The 21,053-nt window shown below is 54.3% G+C and carries 21 protein-coding genes; 13 read left to right on the top strand and 8 right to left on the bottom strand.

The annotated features are described in order from the left end of the window. The 13 genes from AC3WKX_RS11760 to AC3WKX_RS11700 all read left to right on the top strand — a co-directional run bounded on the left by AC3WKX_RS11760 (position 1) and on the right by AC3WKX_RS11700 (position 10,693). Positions 1-1,479: a UvrD-helicase domain-containing protein gene (locus AC3WKX_RS11760; RefSeq protein ID WP_008437391.1), complete on the top strand. Its 1,479-nt coding sequence runs from the start codon at positions 1-3 to the stop codon at positions 1,477-1,479. A gap of 75 nt (positions 1,480-1,554) precedes the next feature. Beyond that, positions 1,555-1,866 (top strand): hypothetical protein, encoded by a 312-nt coding sequence (locus AC3WKX_RS11755; protein ID WP_008437393.1) that lies wholly within the window; start codon positions 1,555-1,557, stop codon positions 1,864-1,866. Between the two features lie 157 nt (positions 1,867-2,023). Next, entirely contained in the window at positions 2,024-2,332 is a 309-nt protein-coding gene (locus tag AC3WKX_RS11750; RefSeq protein WP_178110642.1) for an integrative conjugative element protein, RAQPRD family, read from the top strand. Beyond that, entirely contained in the window at positions 2,329-2,568 is a 240-nt protein-coding gene (locus AC3WKX_RS11745) for a TIGR03758 family integrating conjugative element protein (protein WP_008437400.1), read from the top strand. Before AC3WKX_RS11750 ends, AC3WKX_RS11745 begins: the two co-directional genes overlap by 4 nt. Positions 2,569-2,586: 18 nt before the next feature. Beyond that, positions 2,587-2,925 carry a TIGR03745 family integrating conjugative element membrane protein gene (locus AC3WKX_RS11740; protein ID WP_008437401.1) on the top strand — a complete coding sequence of 113 codons (339 nt, stop codon included), beginning with the start codon at positions 2,587-2,589 and terminating at the stop codon, positions 2,923-2,925. A gap of 13 nt (positions 2,926-2,938) precedes the next feature. Further along, a complete protein-coding gene (locus AC3WKX_RS11735) occupies positions 2,939-3,319 on the top strand; it encodes a TIGR03750 family conjugal transfer protein (RefSeq protein ID WP_008437403.1) in 381 nt (126 codons plus the stop codon). Next, positions 3,316-3,969 (top strand): PFL_4703 family integrating conjugative element protein, encoded by a 654-nt coding sequence (locus AC3WKX_RS11730; protein WP_020302977.1) that lies wholly within the window; start codon positions 3,316-3,318, stop codon positions 3,967-3,969. The genes AC3WKX_RS11735 and AC3WKX_RS11730 overlap by 4 nt, the downstream gene beginning before the upstream one ends. Then, on the top strand, positions 3,969-4,871 hold the full coding sequence (locus AC3WKX_RS11725; protein WP_008437410.1) for a TIGR03749 family integrating conjugative element protein: 903 nt from the start codon (positions 3,969-3,971) through the stop codon (positions 4,869-4,871). Before AC3WKX_RS11730 ends, AC3WKX_RS11725 begins: the two co-directional genes overlap by 1 nt. Beyond that, positions 4,861-6,351: a TIGR03752 family integrating conjugative element protein gene (locus AC3WKX_RS11720; protein ID WP_024073352.1), complete on the top strand. Its 1,491-nt coding sequence runs from the start codon at positions 4,861-4,863 to the stop codon at positions 6,349-6,351. The genes AC3WKX_RS11725 and AC3WKX_RS11720 overlap by 11 nt, the downstream gene beginning before the upstream one ends. Next, positions 6,329-6,757, top strand: a complete 429-nt coding sequence (locus AC3WKX_RS11715; protein WP_008437412.1) for a TIGR03751 family conjugal transfer lipoprotein — start codon at positions 6,329-6,331, stop codon at positions 6,755-6,757. The genes AC3WKX_RS11720 and AC3WKX_RS11715 overlap by 23 nt, the downstream gene beginning before the upstream one ends. Continuing rightward, entirely contained in the window at positions 6,757-9,720 is a 2,964-nt protein-coding gene (locus AC3WKX_RS11710; protein WP_024073351.1) for a conjugative transfer ATPase, read from the top strand. Before AC3WKX_RS11715 ends, AC3WKX_RS11710 begins: the two co-directional genes overlap by 1 nt. Beyond that, complete coding sequence (locus tag AC3WKX_RS11705; RefSeq protein WP_008437414.1) at positions 9,717-10,013, top strand: hypothetical protein; 297 nt, start codon at positions 9,717-9,719, stop codon at positions 10,011-10,013. The genes AC3WKX_RS11710 and AC3WKX_RS11705 overlap by 4 nt, the downstream gene beginning before the upstream one ends. Then, positions 10,010-10,693: a DsbA family protein gene (locus AC3WKX_RS11700; RefSeq protein ID WP_008437415.1), complete on the top strand. Its 684-nt coding sequence runs from the start codon at positions 10,010-10,012 to the stop codon at positions 10,691-10,693. The genes AC3WKX_RS11705 and AC3WKX_RS11700 overlap by 4 nt, the downstream gene beginning before the upstream one ends. A 105-nt stretch (positions 10,694-10,798) precedes the next feature. Here AC3WKX_RS11700 and AC3WKX_RS11695 read toward each other — a convergent pair whose 3' ends face one another. The 8 genes from AC3WKX_RS11695 to AC3WKX_RS11660 form a co-directional block, all read right to left on the bottom strand. Continuing rightward, complete coding sequence (locus tag AC3WKX_RS11695) at positions 10,799-13,957, bottom strand: efflux RND transporter permease subunit (protein WP_008437418.1); 3,159 nt, start codon at positions 13,955-13,957, stop codon at positions 10,799-10,801. Continuing rightward, on the bottom strand, positions 13,954-15,438 hold the full coding sequence (locus tag AC3WKX_RS11690; RefSeq protein ID WP_008437420.1) for an efflux RND transporter periplasmic adaptor subunit: 1,485 nt from the start codon (positions 15,436-15,438) through the stop codon (positions 13,954-13,956). The genes AC3WKX_RS11695 and AC3WKX_RS11690 overlap by 4 nt, the downstream gene beginning before the upstream one ends. Next, positions 15,435-16,691, bottom strand: a complete 1,257-nt coding sequence (locus AC3WKX_RS11685) for a TolC family protein (protein ID WP_008437421.1) — start codon at positions 16,689-16,691, stop codon at positions 15,435-15,437. The genes AC3WKX_RS11690 and AC3WKX_RS11685 overlap by 4 nt, the downstream gene beginning before the upstream one ends. A gap of 99 nt (positions 16,692-16,790) precedes the next feature. Then, positions 16,791-17,132, bottom strand: coding sequence for a hypothetical protein (locus AC3WKX_RS11680; protein ID WP_073844967.1), 342 nt, complete (start codon positions 17,130-17,132; stop codon positions 16,791-16,793). Between the two features lie 74 nt (positions 17,133-17,206). Beyond that, positions 17,207-18,145: a copper homeostasis membrane protein CopD gene (copD, locus tag AC3WKX_RS11675; protein WP_008437423.1), complete on the bottom strand. Its 939-nt coding sequence runs from the start codon at positions 18,143-18,145 to the stop codon at positions 17,207-17,209. A 3-nt stretch (positions 18,146-18,148) separates the two neighbouring features. Next, positions 18,149-18,532, bottom strand: coding sequence for a copper homeostasis periplasmic binding protein CopC (gene copC, locus AC3WKX_RS11670; protein WP_008437424.1), 384 nt, complete (start codon positions 18,530-18,532; stop codon positions 18,149-18,151). 359 nt (positions 18,533-18,891) lie between these two features. After that, positions 18,892-20,280, bottom strand: coding sequence for a copper resistance membrane spanning protein CopS (copS, locus tag AC3WKX_RS11665; RefSeq protein ID WP_008437425.1), 1,389 nt, complete (start codon positions 20,278-20,280; stop codon positions 18,892-18,894). After that, a complete protein-coding gene (locus AC3WKX_RS11660) occupies positions 20,277-20,972 on the bottom strand; it encodes a heavy metal response regulator transcription factor (protein WP_008437429.1) in 696 nt (231 codons plus the stop codon). Before AC3WKX_RS11660 ends, copS begins: the two co-directional genes overlap by 4 nt. Positions 20,973-21,053: the final 81 nt, after the last annotated feature.

Here is a 21,053-nt window from a genome sequence, read left to right as displayed (position 1 = left end):
ATGCAGTGGACACAAGAACAGCAGCCCATCATCCATTCCACGGCTGACAAGCTACTGGTTCAGGCTTTTGCCGGTACCGGCAAAACCACCACACTGGTGGGCTACGCCACACAACACGCCTCGGTGAAAATGCTCTACCTCTGCTACAACAAATCCGTCGAGCTCGCTGCCAGGGGCCGCTTTCCACGCAGAAACGTGGTGTGTAAGACGGCGCATGGCCTCGCATATGCAGTCTATGGCAGTCAGTACGCCACCAAGCAGACCAATAACTTACGCCTGACGGACATCGCAAGGGCCATCAACACCCAGGACTGGGAGCTCGTGCGGGATGTCCTCAGCACGCTTAACAACTTCATGGCCAGCGCCGATGACGAGTTGGGCCGTGTGCATTTTCCCAGATTCCAGGGGCAACGAATGCTCACAAGTGCCCAGGAACGTTTCCTGAACAATGCTTTAAACGTGGCTAAAACCATCTGGAACCGGATGATCGATCTGCAGGACACAGCAATGTCGATCACCCATGACGCTTACTTGAAGCTGTATCAGCTAAGCAAGCCCGACCTGAGCGAACGATTTAACGCCATTCTGCTCGACGAAGGTCAAGACGTGAACCCAGTTATTGCCGACATAGTAAAAATACAACGGGTCCGCAAGGTGGCAGTCGGCGATCCCCACCAGCAGATCTATCGCTTCCGCGGCGCAGAAGATGCGCTCAACAGCGACTGGATGGCCGACGCCGAACGTCACTACCTGACCCAAAGCTTTCGCTTCGGCCCTGCCGTCGCGCATGTGGCCAACATCATTCTTTTTTACAAGGGTGAGACACGAAAGCTGCAGGGGTTAGGTTGCAATACCCTGGTTAAACGGGCTCTGCCTGAAGAGCTACCGCATCGCACGTTTATCCATCGTACCGTGACCGGCGTCATCGAGAACGCCCTGCAGCTGGTCGCAAGCAACCCCAAGATTTTCTGGGTCGGCGGTATCGACAGCTACTCGCTACGCGATCTGGAAGATTTATACCTATTCAGCCGCAACCGTAACCATGAGGTGCAGAACCGCAGGCTGTTGAGAGATTACCGGGACTTTTCACAGTACGTGGAAATAGCCGAGGTAAGCCAGGATACGGAGATGTTGCGATCGATCAAGATCATTACAGCCTATCCGGACCTGCCCCAGCGGATCCAAACCCTACGTTCCCGCTCTGTAGATAACGAGCTCGACGCCACCGTGACACTCACGACTGGGCACAAGGCCAAGGGGCTGGAGTGGGACTTTGTCAGCCTGTATGACGACTTTAGCGCTGATCCGCTTTCACCCGATATCGATCAAGGTCGTAAAGATGACGAGTTGAATTTGCTGTACGTGGCGGTGACGCGAGGGATGAAGATCCTAGCGTTGAACTCAATGGTGCTTTCTATCATGCAGCGCTATGTCGATGCTCGGACCTCTGCACTCCAACCTCAGAAATCACGCGCTTAGCAACAAACTATTTCAGATTGCTGGCACGCGCTTATTATTGAAACCCTGGTAGCTCTGCACATTGAGGACGTCGCCATGGGCCGTCAGAAATTTGAATACCACACTGAGTTCTCTCCCTTTCAGTACGTTGTCAGAACCAAAAAGCTCTTCATGTTCAAGTCCGAAGAGCCCACCACTGAACCCGACACCCAGGGTTTTCTGGAAGATTCTGAACGTCAAAACCGCCTTGCTCAATTAGGCAGCGAAGGCTGGGAGCTGGTCAGCGTGCAGCCCGTGGTCAAAGGAGAAGTCAAGGTTGGCAATCAAAACGCCCAAGGCTGGGCTTACGGATTCGCCTTGCCCATCGGGTATCTGCTGTTCTTCAAACGCCCTATCCACTGTGATTGATGGTGTCAGTACCGTCAGAAGAAATCCTTACAGTCCTGAATATGGTTTTCTTGCGGCGACCATAGCTTGATCACGGCAAGCTGACGGCATCAGGAATGACTAGAGCCCAGCCGTGATCCAGTACCCGCGTCTCACTGCACTCACTTGCCGACTTGCCTTGCCAGGCCTCATCGCACTTTTTGGATGCGGCCTGCCTGTCTCTCATGCGACCGCTGCTTCAGCCTCCGAACAGGCCAACCTGGACGTGATGATCCGCCAGTTGAATGCCTTAGAGGACACCGCACGTCGTAGCGCTCAAGTGGCCGACGAACCTGGCAAGCGTTACTTCTTCGATTACCAGCGTCTAGCAGGTGATATCGCTCGAATTCGTCATGGGTTGGAGGGCTATCTAACCCCAACCCGAGCCCAGCCTCGTGATCCTGTTGAGCTGTCAGGCCAATACACGACCGAAGGACGCAAGCCATGAGCATGAGCGGCGCTCAGGCTGCTGCGTTTCAAGCGGCAGGAGGATTTCCTGCCTCGACGAGCTACCTGTTTTTCGTCGGCGTCGCTGTAGCCATCATCTTTATGTGGGGCGCCTGGGCTATCTGGAGCTGCTACCGAGGATGGGCCACTGGCAACCTTGATCGAACGATTGCCTCGACCTCGCTCGTCCGCATCCTACTGCTTTGCATGATCCTCACCACATTTGTTCTTAGTTGACCCTATGGGAGATACACCATGACTTCATTCTTAAAACCGGGCCGCATGCTGATCGGGTTGCTTGCTCTCCCCCAACTGGCCATGGCGGCTCTTCCGCAGTCTCAGCCTCCTACCCGGGGGGAAGGCTCTAACCTGATGCAAACCATGCAGAACTACGCCTTTGACGGTTTTACTTTGCTTGGCCTCATCATCTGCGCAGTCATTTTCAGTGGCGTTGCTTGGCATGCCTTCGGCACCTACCACGAAATTCAACTTGGCAAGAAAAAATGGGGAGATCTGGGGGCGACAGCCGCCGTTGGCGTCGCCATCCTCGGTGTCGCCATTTTTCTGGTCACCAAGGCTTCAAATATTCTTTAAAAGAGCCGTGGCCATGACAGAACTCTCAGACGATGGGACCCTGATTTTCCTCCCTGTGCGATTGAACAATCAGCCAGTCATCATGGGCGGCCTTACCGCTGACGAAATGTGGGCCACCTTGGCGTTGAGCACCGGCGCAGGGCTGGTTATCGGTATTCCGGCCGCGATATTGACCCAGATTTGGGCACTTATCATCGGCGCCGCCATGCTCTGTGCTGTCCTAGGGCTGTTTCTTGCCAGTCGTTTCTTGCGTCGGTGGAAACGCGGCCGACCTGATACATGGCTATACCGCCAGATGCAATTGAACATCGCGCGGTTCTTTCCTACCTGGAATAAAGCCCTGCTGATTACTCGTACAGGTGCGTGGACCTGTCATCGAACGGAGGTTCAATGACTTACCGTAAAAAAGTAGACGCCCAACTGGCCCACATTAACAGCCTGCGCATGGTCATTGGTTTTCTCATTGCCCTGGGTCTGTACATGGCTTATGGCTGGCAGAGCGCACCGCGTGACCTAACTGTTCATGTACCTCCAGATCTACGTTCAGGTAGCACCCGTAAGTGGTGGGATATTCCACCGGAGTCGGTATACGCCTTCGGTCTGTACATTTTTCAGCAGATGAACCGTTGGCCCGTTGACGGTGAAACCGACTACGAGGACAACATTACCCGCTTGGAAAGCTACCTGACTCCCAGCTGCAAAGCCTACTTGCAGAAAGATTTCGAGCTACGCCGCAATAGCGGGGAACTGCGCAAACGTGAGCGGGGTGTATTTGAAATTCCAGGCAGAGGCATCGACGATAAGTCTGAGCAACATATTGAACAGCACAGCATCAATGACTGGACCGTCAACCTGGACATCACCGCTGACGAGCACTACGGCGGGGAGCGCGTAAAGCGGGCATTTGCTCGCTATCCGTTAAGAATTATCCGATTCGACGTCGATCCCGAAAAAAACCCATTCGGCTTGGCCTGGGACTGTTATAGCAGTAATCCACAACGCATCGAAGTCTCCGCAGAAACGACCAGAGCAGGAGGCAAATGATGACACGCCGCCTACTGATCATCGGGCTCGTAGCCCTTCACTTCTGCGGGTTGGCCAACGCCGTCGAAATCCTGCGCTGGGATCGTATCCCTATAGCACTGCCCTTGATCGTGGGTCAGGAGCGTATTGTCTTTGTGGACCAAAACGTACGGGTGGGTCTGCCTCGTAACCTCGTCGACAAACTGCGCGTGCAGAGCACCGGTGGTGCCCTCTACCTGTTGGCGAAAGAGCCGATTGAACCGACTCGCTTACAGCTGCAGAACATGAACTCCGGTGAGATCATGCTCGTGGATATCATCGCAACGGTAGGGAAACCAAATCAGGTCGCATCCGAGCCGGCTAAAATTGTAGCCGGGGACAGTCCCGCCCCGCGTTACGGCCAAGTCAACGCCAAACCTACAAGCAACCATTCAACTTCTTCCACGGCCCAAGCCAGCGCTCAAGCCGAGGAGGATGAGGACGCGCCGAAACCGCGTCGTGAGACCCCTCTTCCGGTGGTCATGACGCGCTATGCCGCACAGATGCTTTACGCGCCCCTACGCACCGTTGAGCCCGTGGAGGGGATTGCTCAGATCAATCTGAAGCGCGGTTTGGACCTCACCACCCTAATGCCGATATTGCCGGTCGAAGCCTCTGCGTTGGGGTCGTGGCGGTTAGACGAGTATTGGGTCACGGCGGTGAAGCTACGTAACACAAGCGCCCAAAACCTCACATTGGATCCGCGTGACCTGATGGGTGACTTTGTCACCGCGACTTTTCAGCATCCCTACCTTGGCGCCAAAGGTGATTCCAGCGACACCTCGACGGTCTACTTGGTGACCCGTGGTCATGGTCTAGCCGAATCGTTATTGCCGGCCGCCATCAGCCAGATCGATCCGAAGGGAGGCCGTCGTGAAGAGTAATCCACTTGTTAAATACCTGGTCATACCGTTCGCGATCCTGGCGATATACGTAGTGGTCAAATTATTCAATCGCGAAAGTGCCGACCAACAGGTTCATGCGCCGGAAACGGTTGTACTTAGTACGAAGGAGGCTAAAAAGCTTGGGGTTGACGGAGATACACCCAGCGACACATTGCGCACCATTGTCGTGGAAAGCAGACAACTCAAGGACCAAGTCTCCAATGCTTTGAAGAACAATGACGAACTAAAGCAACAGAACATCGAGCTGCAAAAACGCCTGCAGAACATCGACCTCAACGTCGATAACAAACTGCAGAACGTTCAGCAAACGATGAAGCAGGAGGCGCAACAACAGAGCCAAACCCTCTTGGACACACTGCAGCAGCAGTACAATACCCTGAGCAGCAAATCGGGCAGTGGCAATGAGTCTGGATCTGATTTGCCGATCGGCTTCGGCGTTCAGCCAGGTGACGGTCAAGGCTTCAAAGGCGGACCTGGCGCGGACGTTGTTTGGATAGAGCCGCAGGACGCAACGCCGGTCGATGTCAACGGCAAGCCCATCGCTGCAGGGACAAATCAAACGGCAAGCGGCTTCAACTTCCCGACCTCTTTTGGCGAGTCCGTGGACCGAGGACAAAATGCACTGCGCACGGGCGCTCAAAGTGTTGCGAATGAAATCTCGCCACAGGAGGCCCGCAAACAGGTGCGCAAGGTCTACACCTTGCCGCAGAACTCGACATTGATGGGTTCGGTGGCCATGTCCGCGCTGATCGGCCGGGTGCCCATTGACGGCACTGTCAACGACCCCTACCCGTTCAAGGTATTGATCGGGCCGGACAATCTCACGGCCAACGGCATCGACTTGCCCGACGTCGCCGGCGCGGTGGCCAGCGGAACGGCTTCCGGCGATTGGACCCTGTCTTGCGTACGCGGTCAGATCAAAAGCCTGACGTTCGTCTTCAATGACGGCACTGTGCGCACGCTGCCACAACCTCAGGAAGAAACGAATAGCAGTCAAAATAGTAACAATCAGAACAATGGCAACCAAACCACCATTCAGGGTGGCCTGGGCTGGATAAGCGATGCCTATGGCATTCCTTGTATCAGTGGCGACCGCAAAAGCAACGCCTCGCAATACATTGGCTCGCAGGTACTGATTACCGCCGCCGGCGCAGGTGCTGCCTCCCTCATCAAGTCAGATGGAAACAGCGGCTCTTTTATAAACCCTCAGTCCGGGACCATCGGTTCTGTCGGCGGCTCGGGCAGTGAAGCCATGGGCAAAATTATTGGCCAGGGCGTCAATGACGTCTCCAGCTGGGTCAACAAACTCTACGGGCAAGCCTTCGCAGCGGTGTATGTACAACCCGGGGCAAAGATAGCTGTGCACCTGGACCAGCAACTGACCATCGATTACGAACTCAATGGCCGCAAGGTCAACTATCGCTCAGGAGCCCGTCATGTTTCGACTGCGCTTGACTAATCATGGCTTAAAACTAGGTGCATACCTGGCCATCGCCCTACTCGCCTCGGCCTGTTCCACCAACAAAGACGAATTGCTCCCCCATGGGGACCGCACAATGATGGACGTTTGGGATCAAGGCTCCAGCGGCTCAAGCAGCTCGAGCAGCCGCCAATTGCTCGATGCACGCCAAGATCTTCGTCGGCCTCTGGAGACGAGGGAAACAGACAACACCATGTTCACACGTACCGCACAAAACGAGATCTACAGCCAATTTAAACGCCTACCCAATCCCGACCTGGTGATGTACGTCTTTCCTCATTTAGCGGGTTCAGACCCGGCACCGATCCCAGGCTACACCACGGTGTTTCCGCTGTATCAGCGGGTGCAATACGCCATGCCTGGCGAACGCACGGAGGCATATTGATGGGTTTTTTTGAACGATTCAAAACGCGACGGGCGACAGAGCGTGTGGAACCTGGCGTAACACCAGGTTCGCCGTTATCTGACGATGTGCAGGGACCAGCAACCGAGACGTTTGAGGCTGCTACAGAGCGTTACTACGAACGCCTTGCTGCCATGGGTATTCCCTCGCCGAGCGATTGGCGTAACCCAAAGAAAAAGCCAGCCACAACCGCTGATGCTGACCGTCTATACCACGTCAACCCCTCCTTCGTAGACCTACTGCCGTGGGTAGATTACCTGCCTGCAGAAAAAGCCATGCTATTGGAAGACGGCGTGTCTCGTGCTGCCTTTTTTGAGCTGACACCGATTGGTACTGAAGGTCGGGATCCCGAATGGTTACGCAAGGCCCGCGACGCCCTGGAAAACGCCCTCCAGGACTCCTTCGACGAGCTTGAAACCTCACCCTGGGTGGTTCAGCTCTATGCCCAGGACGAAACCAGCTGGGACGATTACCTTCAGCAACTGCATGACTACGTTCAACCACGCGCACAAGGCAGTGCATTCACCGAGCTTTATTTGAAGCTGATGAAGCAACACCTGGAATCCATCTCCAAACCAGGCGGGCTGTTTGAAGACACCAAGGTCAGCCAACTGCCCTGGAGGGGCCAACAGCGCCGCGTCCGTGTTGTTGTCTACCGCCGTACCCAAGGCGCGCAAGCGGATGTGCGAGGCCAGGCACCAGGTCCTTACCTGAAAATCATCTGCGATCGCTTGGTGGGCGGCTTGGCGAACGCCGGCATTAAAACCCATCGCATGGATGGCCACGCCATTCGCCATTGGCTGATTCATTGGTTCAATCCACGTCCCGATCATCTTGGCCCTGCCGATGCAGATATTCGCCGCTTCTACGAATTGGTGTGCAAGCAAGCACCTGGTGCTGCAGAGGGCGAGCTGCCGCTCGCCAGCGGCACTGACTTCTCGCAAAACCTGTTTTATCGCGAACCACTGTCAGATATAGAGAAAGGTCTGTGGTATTTCGACGGCCTTCCCCATCAGGTGGTGATGCTTGACCGCTTGAGGGATGCTCCCAAGACCGGGCACTTAACCGGTGAAACCCGAAAGGGCGGTGATGCGCTCAACGCACTGTTCGACAAAATGCCAGAGGACACCATTCTCTGTATCACTCTCGTGATCACCCCGCAGGACATTCTCGAAGGGCATCTGGAACAGCTTTCACGCAAGGCAGTTGGAGACACTCAGGCCTCGATCCTGACACGCGAAGACGTCGCCACCGCCCGTCAGTTGCTCGGGCGCAAGCACAAGCTGTACAGAGGTAGCGTAGCGTTTTACCTGCGGGGTAAAGATGATGCCCAGCTGCACGAACGCAGTTTGCAACTCAGCAGCGCATTGCTGGGTGCGGGCATGGAGCCGGTGGAACCTCGGGATGAAGTGGCACCGCTGAACTCCTACCTTAGATGGCTACCCGGCAACTTCGACCCCAATGCGCGCAAAGCACTGGAGTGGTACGCACAACTGATGTTCGCCCAACACATTGCGAACCTGGCCCCCGTCTGGGGTAGGTCGACCGGAACCGGGCACCCGGGTATTACCCTGTTTAACCGTGGGGGAGCGCCGATAACCTTCGACCCGCTGAACAAGCTGGACCGGCAGATGAACGCGCATTTGTTCATTTTCGGGCCTACGGGTTCAGGTAAATCGGCCAGCGCGACAAACATCCTTAGCCAAATCATCGCCATCTATCGGCCACGTCTATTCATTGTGGAGGCTGGCAACAGCTTCGGCTTACTCGGTGATTTCGCCAAAAAGTTGGGTTTGACGGTAAACCGGGTTCGACTTGCACCTGGATCGGGTGTCAGCCTCGCGCCATTCGCTGATGCCGTGAAGCTCATCGAACCCAGCCAAAACGTGAAGATTATCCAAGCTGATGATCTTGAGGCGTCGGACGAACATCTGACTAGCCAGACCGAGGATGAACAACGCGACATCCTGGGCGAGATGGAAATTGCGGCCAGGCTGATGATCACCGGTGGTGAAGAAAAAGAGGATGCCCGTCTTACTCGTGCCGACCGTAGCGCCATCCGCCAATGCATACTGAATGCAGCGAAAAAATGCGTGACGGAGCAACGTATCGTTCTGCCGGAAGATATCCGTGAAGCGCTGCGAGAAATGGGACTCGAGCCCGGTATTCCAGACGCCCGAAGCTCACGATTCTTGGAGATGGCGGAAGCCTTGTCCATGTTCTGTATGGGCACCGAAGGCGACATGTTCAACCGTCCTGGCACCCCATGGCCAGAAGCGGACATTACCATTGTCGACCTTGCCACCTATGCGCGAGAAGGCTATAGCGCACAGATGGCCATCGCTTATATTTCCCTGCTCAACACGGTCAACAACATTGCCGAGCGTGACCAGTTTAAAGGCCGTCCGCTGATCTGCTTCACCGACGAAGGCCACATCCAGTTGAAGGTCCCACTCCTATCCCCCTACTCCGTCAAGATTACCAAAATGTGGCGAAAGCTCGGCGCCTGGTTCTGGATGGCCACCCAGAACGTTGACGACGTGCCGCCAGAGGCCTCAGCCCTGCTCAACATGATCGAGTGGTGGATGTGCTTAAACATGCCGCCTGATGAGGTGGAGAAGATCGCGCGGTTTCGTGAACTGACTCCTGCACAGAAGTCGATGATGCTGTCAGCGCGTAAAGAAAGCGGCAAATTCACCGAGGGCGTCGTGTTGTCCAAAAGCATGGAAATGTTATTCCGGGCGGTACCACCGAGTTTGTATCTGGCCCTGGCCATGACCGAGCCGGAAGAGAAAAAGCAACGCTTCGACATCATGCAAGCCAAAGGCTGCAGCGAGCTGGATGCGGCCATTGAAGTTGCTGCAACGCTTGACCGCTATCGCGGTATCGAACCTCACATCATTACTTTCCCCGAGCAAGTCACGGCCTTGGAGCGCCAAGCATGAGAGCATTGAATTCCCTGACCCAGAACCTTATAGAAAGTCTGACCCAGCTGCTTGAACAACCGGGTGAAGACGCCCTTCAAACCCTTGAGGTGTGTGCCCCCGTTTTGATAGAGCAACTGCAACAGGTTTTGGTTCGTGCGGTGGATCGTCGTGACATCGAGTCCCAACTTCACGCGGTGTTAGCCAATTGGCTGCTACAGCACCCACAACCCGAGAATGCTGAGAACGCTCTTCTTGAGGCCCTTCGTAAACAAGCGCTGCTTTCATCGAAGCCAGCAGAGGCTCGGGCATGATAGGCCTTCGCAAATATTGGTTGATGCTGGGGTGCGTTTTGGCAGGCACATCGATGGCCTGCTTAGCCCTCACTCGAAGTGAGATACCATCCCCGCACAACACAGGCCCGTGGTTGTTTGGTCCTTCCAAAGCACGCTGGACTGTGACTGAGTTCGCGGATCTGGAGTGCCCCTACTGCAAGACGTACACACCTGCGTTGAAAACCTGGATACAGCAGCAGAAGGATGTAAACCTGCAGTGGCATCATCTGCCACTGGATGTGCACGGTCCGACCGCATTACACGAAGCCAAGCTCGCTGAATGTGCGGGGGCGCTTGGTGGCGCACCTGCCTTCTGGCAAGCCATTGACCAGATTTTTGACCGGACCCGTAGCAACGGTGAGGGTTTCAATGGGCATCTGAACGTCGTTGATGTTACTTACCAGGACTTATTGTCCTGTGCAGCTACCGACAAAGTGATCGCCCGGCATGTTGGCCAACAGGTCGAGGAGGCCCTCAAAGCGGGCATTACGGCAACTCCTACTGTGATAATTAAAGACAACACGACTGGCAGCTCCGTAAAGCTTGAGGGACCAGCTGACGGGGTATTGTTATTATCAGCTCGTGATTGGCTGGCTCAAAAAAAGAGCTGCGACGCTCTGCAAAAGTCGAACGTTAAATCACTTAGCCATTGTCATTAAATGAGCTTGCATTCCATTCATACATTTTCATGCCCGGCATGTCCTACGCGTGGGCCGAAAGAGACAGCGCAAATACGGTGTTTGCAACTGCAATCAGGGTCAGTTTCATACGACTTTTTCTTGAGGATTGATGGGCTCAACTGAGAGGTGCCGGCGACGCATCAGTCGATAGGCTGCCGGAATGACAAACAGCGACAGCAAGGGCGCGGTAATCATGCCTCCAACCATGGGTGCCGCAATTCGGCTCATCACCTCGCTGCCGGTCCCGCTGCCCAGCAAAATGGGTAACAAGCCAGCAATGATGACAGCCACAGTCATGGCTTTGGGCCGAACGCGCTGGACAGCGCCTTCACGAATCGCGGCCATCAGCCCGTGCTCGGTCCTATCGCCGAGGTCTTCACGCTCAGCCCAGGCGTTCTTCAGATAAAGCAGCATAATTACGCCAAATTCGGCAGAAACACCGGCCAAAGCGATAAAGCCGACACCAGTGGCGACCGACAGGTTGAATCCCAATAGATAGAGAAACCATACCCCACCAGTCAGTGCGAATGGCAGAGTGGCCATGATCAGCAAGGCCTCATCGAAGCGAGCAAAGGTTAAATAAAGCAGCACGAAGATGATCAACAGCGTGGCAGGCACCACCAGCTTGAGTCGTGCGTTGGCCCTTTCGAGAAATTCGAACTGTCCTGCGTAGCTCAGGCTCATACCAGGCTGCAACTTAACCTGCTCGCTGACGACCCGTCGTAGATCGGCGACTACCGAAGCAATATCCCGTCCCCGCACGTCGATATACACCCAGCCTGAAGGTCGGGCGTTCTCACTCTTAAGCATCGGCGGACCATCGCTGACCTTGATCTTCGCAACGGTGCCAAGAGTGATCTGGCTGCCTAGAGGGGTATAGATAGGTAACTGCTCCAGAGCGCCGAGTGAATCCCGCCACTCACGAGGGTAACGTACGTTAATTGGGAAACGAGCCAACCCTTCAATCGTCTCCCCGACGTTTTCACCGCCGATTGCGCCGGCCACGATCGATTGCACATCGGCAATATTTAACCCATAGCGGGCCGCAGCTTTACGATCGATATCCACATCAATATAGCGGCCACCGGTCAGTCGTTCGGCCAACGCTGAACTCACACCTGAGACATCCTTGGCAACACGTTCGATGGCTTGGGTGACGGCATCGATCTCCGTCAGGTTGGTACCGGCAACCTTCACACCAATAGGGCTTTTTATGCCAGTGGCCAGCATGTCGATGCGGTTACGAATCGGCGGTATCCAGATGTTGGTCAATCCTGGGACACGCACCGCTTGGTCTAGCTCCTCAACGAGCTTTTCCTGGGTCATGCCTGGGCGCCACTGTTCGTGTGGTTTGAATTGGATGGTGGTTTCGAACATTTCCAAAGGTGCTGGGTCAGTCGCGGTTTCAGCGCGGCCGGCTTTGCCGAAAACGTGTTCGACCTCTGGAACTGTCTTTATCAGACGGTCAGTCTGTTGAAGCAGTTGCGCGGCCTTCTGCGCCGATAATCCAGGCAGAGCTGATGGCATATAGAGCAGGTCCCCTTCGTCCAGCGGGGGAAGAAACTCACCACCCAGACGAGAGATCGGCCACAACGCGCTGACAAAGACTAGCAACGCAACCAGCAGCGTTATTTTAGGTCGATGTAATACGGCGTCCAGAGCGGGTTCGTAGATCCGGATCAACCAGCGATTTAGCGGATTCTGCTGCTCATTGGGAATTCGTCCACGAATCCAATACCCCATCAACACCGGTACGAGAGTTACCGACAGTCCAGCCGCTGCGGCCATAGCGTAGGTTTTGGTGAACGCCAATGGACCGAATAGACGTCCTTCCTGAGCCTCCAGCGTGAACACCGGAATGAACGACAGGGTGATGATCAGCAGACAGAAGAACAATGCAGGTCCTACCTCGGCAGCCGCTTCAGTCATCACGTGCCAATGACGTTCACCTTTCAGTTCCTCCCCAGGATTGGCCACGTGCCAAGCCTCGACCTTCTTGTGGGCATTTTCAATCATCACCACGGCAGCGTCGACCATAGCGCCGATGGCGATGGCAATCCCGCCAAGGGACATGATGTTGGCGTTGATACCCTGATAGCGCATCACGATGAAGGCGATCAGCACCCCAACCGGCAGGGAAATGATTGCCACCAGAGATGAACGCAGGTGCCAGAGAAAGATTCCGCAGACCAACGCGACGACGATGAACTCTTCGATCAGCTTGTGGCTGAGGTTTTCCACGGCACGATCAATCAACTTGCTGCGGTCGTAGGTGGTGACGATTTCAACCCCCGCCGGCAGACTGCTTTTCAGCTCGTCGAGTTTGGTTTTGACCGCCGCAATGGTTTCACGAGCATTCTTCCCGCTGCGCAGAATCACCACGCCGCCGACGGTCTCACCTTCACCGTCGAGTTCGGTAATGCCTCGACGCATCTCAGGCCCTAACTGAATCGTGGCAACATCGCCCAACGTGACCGGCACACTGCCCGCGCCCAGTTTGAGCGGGATGGCGCGAAAGTCATTGAGCGTCTTTAGGTAGCCGGAAGCTCGTACGATGAACTCTGTCTCCGCCATTTCCAGCACGGCTCCACCGGTTTCCTGATTGGCTTTGCCGATCGCCTCGGTCACCTCAGACTGCGTGATACCCAAGTTCGCCAACTTTAGCGGATCGAGCTGGACCTGATACTGTTTGACCATGCCACCTACGGTGGCAACTTCCGCAACGTTCGGCAGCGTCTTGAGCTCGAATTTGAGAAACCAGTCCTGTAGGGCTCGCAGTTGCGCCAGATCGTGCCCACCGCTGCGATCAACCAACGCGTACTGGAAAATCCAGCCAACGCCAGTGGCATCAGGTCCTAAGGCTGGCTTAGCACTGGCTGGTAGGCGGCTTTGTATCTGGCTCAGGTATTCCAACACCCGCGAGCGGGCCCAGTACAAGTCAGTTCCGTCTTCGAACAGCACATAAACGAAGCTGTCGCCAAAGAAGGAGTAACCGCGCACAGTCTTGGCCCCAGGTACCGAGAGCATGGTGGTTGCCAGTGGATAGGTCACCTGGTTTTCGACGATCTGTGGGGCTTGGCCTGGGTAAGGTGTACGGATAATTACCTGAACATCCGACAGGTCTGGCAATGCATCGATGGGCGTACTTTGAACCGCCCAGATCCCCCATGCCGTGACGAACAGCGTCGCCAGCAACACAAGAAAGCGGTTGGCCACCGACCAGCGAATAAGGGCCGCAATCATGGCTGGCCCCCAGAGCGTTCCAGACGTTCAACACGCAGACCATCGTCCGTCTGGCTAACAGCGATCCGAACCTTGTCGCCCGTTTTTAGGCCCTTCATCAGAGCAGGAGTGGCGAGAGGGAAAGTCATCGTCATGCCTGGCATACCCAATGTCTTGAAGGGACCGTGGGCGAGCGTGACTTCTTTGTCGTTGATCTCAACGATCTGACCATCGGCCTCATGCAAAGCGCCAACGGGCATAGTAGATGGCGAAACGTCCAATGAGCTTGCGACAACGCCCTTGAGACTGGCCTCCGAGTCGAGCAGGAACTGGCCAGAGGTCACCACTTTCTGCCCCTCTTCCAAGCCTTTCAATATCGCCGTCTTGCCATCGTTATCCTGGCCTAGCTGCACCTCCACCGGGCGATATCGACCAGCGTCTTCAGAGAGCATGACCAACGCACGTCGACCGGTACGAATGACGGCCTCGCTCGGCACCCACAGAACACTTTGCTCCGTTGAACGATTGAGGCTTACCTGTGCGGTCAAACCTGGTCTGAGTCGGCCATCTGGATTGGGTAACTCAACTCGAACGCGAAGTGTGCGACTGTCCGAACTGGTTTCCGGAAGAATCGCACTGACGACGCCCTTGAGCACAACTCCAGGGAATGCGGATAAACGCGCTTCAGCTGCTTGCCCTACTACGATTGACCCAGCTTCCGCCTCTGGTACAGCCACGGCCAGCCAGACACTGCTCAAACCATTAACACGAGCCAACGTCTCGCCTGCGGCCACCGTCATACCTTCACGCACACTCAGCTCTTGAAGCACACCACCAATAGGGCTGGTCAGCGTCAGGTTCGATTGAACTTTGCCAGTGCGCTCAACTTGAGCAATTAACGTAAGTGGCATTCCGGTTAGCCGCAGTCGCTGCCGGGCCGCTGTCAGCAAGCCAGCATCGCCACTACGCTTGAGGGCGAGAAATTCCTCCTGAGCAGCTGCCCACTCCGGCACCAAGATATCTGCCAAGGCGGCATTCGCTTTCAGCACATCACCAGGTGCGTGGGCATACACACGCTCGACAAAACCCGCTGTACGGGCCTGAATGACTGCAACGTCCCGTTCGTTGAAGGCCAGCACACCTACCACGTTCAGTGTCGAGGCAAATACGCCTCGACTGACACTAGCCAGTCGCACACCAAGGTTCTGAGTCAGGCTTGGATCAATTCGAATGGCAGCGCTGTCCCCCTTGGTATCTGCGTATTGAGGGATCATCTGCATGTCCATGAAGGGTGACTTACCCGGTTTATCGAATTTCTGTTGTGGGTACATGGGATCATACCAATACAGAACTTTTCGATCGGCAGAGGCTTTGGGTTCATGATCCGGTACGACACCAGCTACTCCGCTCATTCGCGGTTGGGCTAACCAGTAACCCCCGGCAACACCCAAGGCAATCGAGATGCCGATGATTAAAGTCCCTTTCCATAATTTAAAAATCATTGAGCGGACTCCCCGTAAGAGAAATACAGGCGAGCGCTGGTCAGGGCACGTTGCTCTTCAACGTCAACCTGCTTGAGACGGGCTTCGATGAGTTCGCGTCGGGCGGCAACAACCGAGTTCAAATCACCCTTGCCGGAGCGGTAGCTGGCCATCGTGAGTTCGACCTTTTCTTTAGCCAACGGCAACAAGCTTTCCTGATTACGGCTGACTGCACGATTGAGGCGCTCGTAGTCAGCCAACTCATCCTCCAGTTGCTGGGTATGCTCGCGTGACAGGGCTTCGCGCTCAGCCTCAAGCTGGTTTAGTTCGGCGTGCTTGGCCGCAATCTTGGGGTTTTGCCGAGAGTTAGGGAACAGCGGGAGATCCCATGAAAACTGCACGCTGACCATGTCACCGAATTGTTGGCCTCGGTGCTGATAATCGAATTCCCAGCTCCAGTCAGACTGCTTTTCCGCCTCAGCTTCACGGATCTTGGCTTGTGCTTCACGGGTCATCGGCACAAAAGCCGCTAATTCGGGGTGATGTTGCAGCTTATGGGAGTAACCTGAGGTCTCAATAGGCCAATCAGGCAAACCGCCTACCGGTTTGTCATCGGCGGCAGGGCCAATCCAGCGCTTGAGGGCGGCCCGGGCCTGTGCACGTTGACGAACTAAATCATCCTGCTGCTCAGCCAGTTGAGCAGCTTCCTGTTTAGGTGTCACCGCATCGGCGGGTTGGGCTCGGCCACCCGCAATCTGAGCTCTGACGGTATCGGTCAGAAGACGGTTTTCTTTGTAGAAGTCCTGGAACAACGCATCTTTACGCTCAACCGAGTAGCTTCTGATCCAGGCTAATGCCGTGGACTGTCGGACGTTCAGACGCGCCACTCGACGCTCGGCTGACGCTCGATCAACAGCCGCATCCGCGACCTCGATACGTGCTTTGCGCTTGTCGCTGTTGGGCATCTCCTGCCTAATCCCGACCACTTGCATGGTCATGAAGTCCTGGTCGATGCTCCATCTGTCGGGTCCACCAATGGGGTAGTTCTGCACGCCCAGCAGTAGCTTGGGATCGGGTAGTTCGCCGGCGGGAATGGCCGCGCTAGTGGCTGCTTGAATTTTGGCGTCTTGTGCGGTCAACGATGGTGCATTGTTTTCGGCCAGACGCAGCGCTTCATCGAATGTCAATGCGCTAGCGAAGCTCGGCAATGCAAGTACGCTTGCCGCCAGGCCGGCCAGGAAGGACCAACCTGTGCAACAGCACTTGGAGTTCATGTTCACGATTCCTGTGATGATCCACCGCGCGCTTCATAAGACATGCGCGCAGATATGCCATCCCGCTAACGCGGAATGAGGCTCAGTGTGGTACAGGAATCAAGTACGTGGGGGTCGCCATACCCCTGAAGAGGTTTGTACGAGCGGGAAATGGCTGGAGAATGATAGAATGAGAGGACTGGACAGGGTGATAGGAGGCTTGATGATCGATACTTGCAACATGCCGCCAGTTTTGCATTCCTGACCGGGCTTACAAGGTTTGCCATGCTCGGTGGGACTTTTCATGTCGTGGCAGCAGTCTTGCCCCATACCATCCATCATCGCCATGCCCATGGTTTTCATCGGGCATGGTTCAATCGATGTCTGAACACCCGCCATCCCGCTGAGGGGAAGCGCCAAGCTAATCAGGAAAATTAGGCAAAACCGCAGGTAGCGTTTCATGAGCTGGAGTGTAGACGGTGCAAATGGCCCTTACAATTCACCCTTGAGACTCCTTAGTCGGCCATCACCAACCGCTATGCCGCGCTCATTTCCATGACCGGGCTTAAAGTACCTAACCATGCGACTAGACAAATAATGATGACTGCCATTGAAAATTCGAGCTTCATGCTACGGCGCAAGGCATTGACCGCGACAGCATAGTCTCCATTTCGAACAGAACGTTCCAAGAGCGGGCTTAGGTGAAAACGGTTGAGCGTCGCTAATACGATCATCCCGGCAAAGAGCAGGACCTTCAAAAATAGCAACTCGCCATAAGTGCTGAGCATCACCTCATCGAGATTTGGCCCAACGATAAATAGGTAGTTCGCCACTCCCGTAATGCTGATGATCACTACAATCACCGCGCCGGCCGATTCAAACCCTGTCAGTACCCGAGCAAGAATTCGTGCTTCTCGCTCACCTTTCAGTGATTTCAAACGCAGCAGCAGGGCAAATGCCGCTAGCGCACCCAACCAACCGCCTGCGGCCAAAAGATGGAAGATATCGCTAATAAAGTGCCAGTAGCGACGGCTCCCCTCGTCCATTGCTCCGTGCCCTGTCCATGCCAGCGTCGCTAGCGCAATCGCGCCACAGACAGTGACAATCCAAAGACTCAGTGTTGGAAAGCGCTTGTTCAGGGAAACGCCAATAATGGCCGTCACCAACGCCCCTATTCGGACCATCCAGGTCAAACCGACGTCAGTCCCCATGAGAACCATTTGAAAGATATGGTGATGTAGCTCCATGAAACCCGACACGCCACTCATTGCTTTCGCAAGTAACAACATGGCGGCAAGGGACAGAGCTACACCTACAGCAGAAGTACTGTAAAGAAGCGACTCAAAATTCAAAACTGTTCCCGATATTCTTTCTTTTCCCCTGAGGCTATAAAGACCAAAAATTGCCAGTCCAAATAACAGCATCAGGTCGAAATAAAGAGCAAAGCGAACAACGATATTTAATGAGTCGCTCATGAATCATTTCACTTTGAAAGAAAAGTTGCCGGTAATCGGGTGAGTGTCCGAGGAAACGGCACGCCATTCGACTTTGTAAGTACCCGTGGTCAATGGGGATGCGGGTGTAATAACCATCGTCTTCGGATCACCGCCACCTGCCACGTTAGCTTTTACGCCCATAGGTGAATTCGGCATACCAGGCATATCGGTCATAATCAGCTTTGCACCAGAGAACTGAGTCGTTAGATTCTCAGAAAAGTGCAGTTCGATTTTAGACGGAGCCGCCGCATCCGATCCTTCAGCGGGAGTAGAAGAAACCAGCTTTGGATGCGCCTGAGCAACTGCACTCAGAAGCAAACCCGCAGTCAGCGCAACAGCTACGGTGGTAGTTTTAAGGAATGACATGCAAGACTCCTGACAGCAAAAGCTGTTGGTTCTAGGTTTTTAGGGAATATCTAGTTTTTTACTTTTTGACGCTCGTTAAAACCACTGACGAATACCTAGCAAATTCCGTGTTCTAGGGCCGGCTGGACAGGGAGGAATCACAAGATTTCCAACGTCACAGTGCGAGTACACGATGCCACATGAACGCAAACTGTTCGATTACATTTCAGTCAGCTTGGGGCGGGTTTTTGGCACTGATCTGCCCGGATACGGCGCCAAATACGCGACTTTCTTTGGAACGCTCCAAGAGTTTTCTCTCATCCAAAAACGATCCTATTGAGCTAACCACATGTTGCCTGCATACATATGAACAAGGTGTCTTAGACCTTTCTTGCATCAGCACATGGGAGTTCAATATGAAAGGCTGTTATTCCGTTTAACGACGTACACCATATTTTTCCGTCATGCGCTTCAATGATAGATCGAGTAATCGATAAACCTAGCCCTGCATTACTTGGACTTCCTTCTCTGCGAGCTGGGTCCACGCGATAAAATCGATCAAACAGCTTTTCAAGATGCTCGGACGCAATGGGCTCTCCCGGGTTCTCCACAGAGACTGATATTGAAGTTCCTTTCTGCCGAATATCGACAGTAATACACTTTCCTTCGGGGGTGTACCGGAGCGCATTTGAGAGCAGATTAGAGATGGCCCTGTCGAGCATGAGTACGTCACCTCGGACGCTACCCCTGCCTGTGACCTTCAGGTCGATCCCTCGCTCATCAGCCAGCAAACGGTAGTACTCGAGTAATTTCTCTACTACTGCTACCAGGTCAATCGGTTTGTTTTCATGTGTAATTAGACCGTTATCTGATTTCGCTAGAAAAAGCATGTCATCAATCATACGTCCCATACGTTTCAAGTCATCAAGATTTGAGTACAGATTGTCCTCGTAGTCCTCAATATTTCTTTTTCTAGATAAAATCACTTCAGTGTGAGTCATCAAATTGCTAACGGGTGTCCGTAATTCGTGAGCAATGTCCGCAGAGAAGTTCGATAAACGAACAAACGCATCGTCCAGTCTAGATAACATTGCGTTGAACGAGAGCACCATCTGCTGGAGCTCTTGGGGAACGGGACCTAATGGAATACGCTCTTTGAGCGATTTAGCTGACATCGAAGCTGCTACCTGAGTGACTAGGCGAATAGGTCGTAGTCCACTACGCGCTACCATCCAGCCCAGTGCAGCACTGACCAGCGCGCTTATCACCAGTCCTATCCAAAACCATCGTTCAAGCGTCTCGAAGAAGGCCATATGTTGAGTAACATCAAAGATCAACATCACTGTCAATGGCTTGTCCTGCCCCGTCACTATGGCTTGCGCCGTCACGCCTCGAAATATCTGCTCCTGGTCTCGCCACTCCCAGACATTGCTGTTTGTGACCGTTCGGAAGTCTTCAGGAACTACGATCGGACCTGGGTCAGCAAACAGGAGCTTACCGTCACCATCGATGATAAGAGCTGTCAAATCACGATGAGCACCAAGCAGTGCCTCCAGCTCAGGCTTAACATCACTGAATTGATCAATGCTGTTCAACCCAGTCAAAATTCTTTGCGTCGAGTGAAGCTTTTCGTTCAGCGCCTGCTGATCCAGCATCTTGAAATGATGCCGGCTGAGGTTGTTAAAACTGAGTCCAGCGACGGTGAGCACAGCCGTTACAGCTAGCATGAACATCAGGCTCATGCGCGTAGTCAGGGACATTCGCTTCATTCCGACCCCGTCCCCGAATCCGGCGCATCCAGCATGTACCCCATGCCTCGAGAGGTGTGGATAAGCTTGACCTCAAAATCATCATCAATCTTTGCTCTGAGCCTCCTGACAGCAACCTCGATGACGTTAGTATCGCTGTCAAAGTTCATGTCCCAGACCTGGGAAGCAATAAGCGACTTGGGCAGAACCTCACCTCGACGACGGAGCAGCAATTCGAGCAACGCAAACTCTTTGGCCGTTAGATCTATACGTTTGCCTGCGCGGATAACCCTGCGTTTGAGGAGGTCCACCTCCAAATCAGCCAATTTCATATGGGTTTGGGAGGGGGCAGTGGTACCTCTACGCAGCAGCGTTCTGACGCGAGCCAGCAATTCAGAAAATGCGAAGGGTTTGATCAGGTAATCGTCAGCCCCCAGCTCAAGTCCTTTTACCCGATCCTCAACTCGGTCTCGCGCCGTGAGGAAAAGCACAGGGACATTTTTTCCGGATGCTCTCACTTTCTGAAGTACTTCCCAGCCATCCAGCCCAGGCATCATCACATCGAGAATCAGCAGGTCATACGCCTCGCTCAAGGCGTGCTGAAGCGCGTCTTTGCCATTGGTAAAACGATCAACATTGAACCCCGCCTCGGTGAGTCCTTGCTGCAAATAAATACCTATTTTGGGTTCGTCTTCCGCAACCAGAAGTCTCATGGGGATGGCTCTCGAATAATTGTGAGGCTGAGTCTGCAATGAAATGCCTCTGCCAACCAGCAACTGACAGAAAAGTAATAT

The sequence above is a fragment of the Pseudomonas sp. GP01-A4 genome (assembly GCF_058780865.1).
Note: the sequence above shows the minus strand (reverse complement) of the source record. Positions and strands in the feature narration are given on the sequence as shown.

Coding starts and splice junctions, on each gene's coding strand:
- AC3WKX_RS11715 (WP_008437412.1), top strand. CDS start 6,329: ATGTTTCGACTGCGCTTGACTAATCATGGCTTAAAACTAGGTGCATAC.
- copC (WP_008437424.1), bottom strand. CDS start 18,532: ATGTCATTCCTTAAAACTACCACCGTAGCTGTTGCGCTGACTGCGGGT.
- AC3WKX_RS11660 (WP_008437429.1), bottom strand. CDS start 20,972: ATGAGACTTCTGGTTGCGGAAGACGAACCCAAAATAGGTATTTATTTG.
- AC3WKX_RS11755 (WP_008437393.1), top strand. CDS start 1,555: ATGGGCCGTCAGAAATTTGAATACCACACTGAGTTCTCTCCCTTTCAG.
- AC3WKX_RS11725 (WP_008437410.1), top strand. CDS start 3,969: ATGACACGCCGCCTACTGATCATCGGGCTCGTAGCCCTTCACTTCTGC.
- AC3WKX_RS11695 (WP_008437418.1), bottom strand. CDS start 13,957: ATGATTGCGGCCCTTATTCGCTGGTCGGTGGCCAACCGCTTTCTTGTG.
- copS (WP_008437425.1), bottom strand. CDS start 20,280: ATGAAGCGAATGTCCCTGACTACGCGCATGAGCCTGATGTTCATGCTA.
- copD (WP_008437423.1), bottom strand. CDS start 18,145: ATGAGCGACTCATTAAATATCGTTGTTCGCTTTGCTCTTTATTTCGAC.
- AC3WKX_RS11700 (WP_008437415.1), top strand. CDS start 10,010: ATGATAGGCCTTCGCAAATATTGGTTGATGCTGGGGTGCGTTTTGGCA.
- AC3WKX_RS11680 (WP_073844967.1), bottom strand. CDS start 17,132: ATGAAACGCTACCTGCGGTTTTGCCTAATTTTCCTGATTAGCTTGGCG.
- AC3WKX_RS11760 (WP_008437391.1), top strand. CDS start 1: ATGCAGTGGACACAAGAACAGCAGCCCATCATCCATTCCACGGCTGAC.
- AC3WKX_RS11745 (WP_008437400.1), top strand. CDS start 2,329: ATGAGCATGAGCGGCGCTCAGGCTGCTGCGTTTCAAGCGGCAGGAGGA.
- AC3WKX_RS11690 (WP_008437420.1), bottom strand. CDS start 15,438: ATGATTTTTAAATTATGGAAAGGGACTTTAATCATCGGCATCTCGATT.
- AC3WKX_RS11730 (WP_020302977.1), top strand. CDS start 3,316: ATGACTTACCGTAAAAAAGTAGACGCCCAACTGGCCCACATTAACAGC.
- AC3WKX_RS11735 (WP_008437403.1), top strand. CDS start 2,939: ATGACAGAACTCTCAGACGATGGGACCCTGATTTTCCTCCCTGTGCGA.
- AC3WKX_RS11740 (WP_008437401.1), top strand. CDS start 2,587: ATGACTTCATTCTTAAAACCGGGCCGCATGCTGATCGGGTTGCTTGCT.
- AC3WKX_RS11705 (WP_008437414.1), top strand. CDS start 9,717: ATGAGAGCATTGAATTCCCTGACCCAGAACCTTATAGAAAGTCTGACC.
- AC3WKX_RS11685 (WP_008437421.1), bottom strand. CDS start 16,691: ATGAACTCCAAGTGCTGTTGCACAGGTTGGTCCTTCCTGGCCGGCCTG.
- AC3WKX_RS11710 (WP_024073351.1), top strand. CDS start 6,757: ATGGGTTTTTTTGAACGATTCAAAACGCGACGGGCGACAGAGCGTGTG.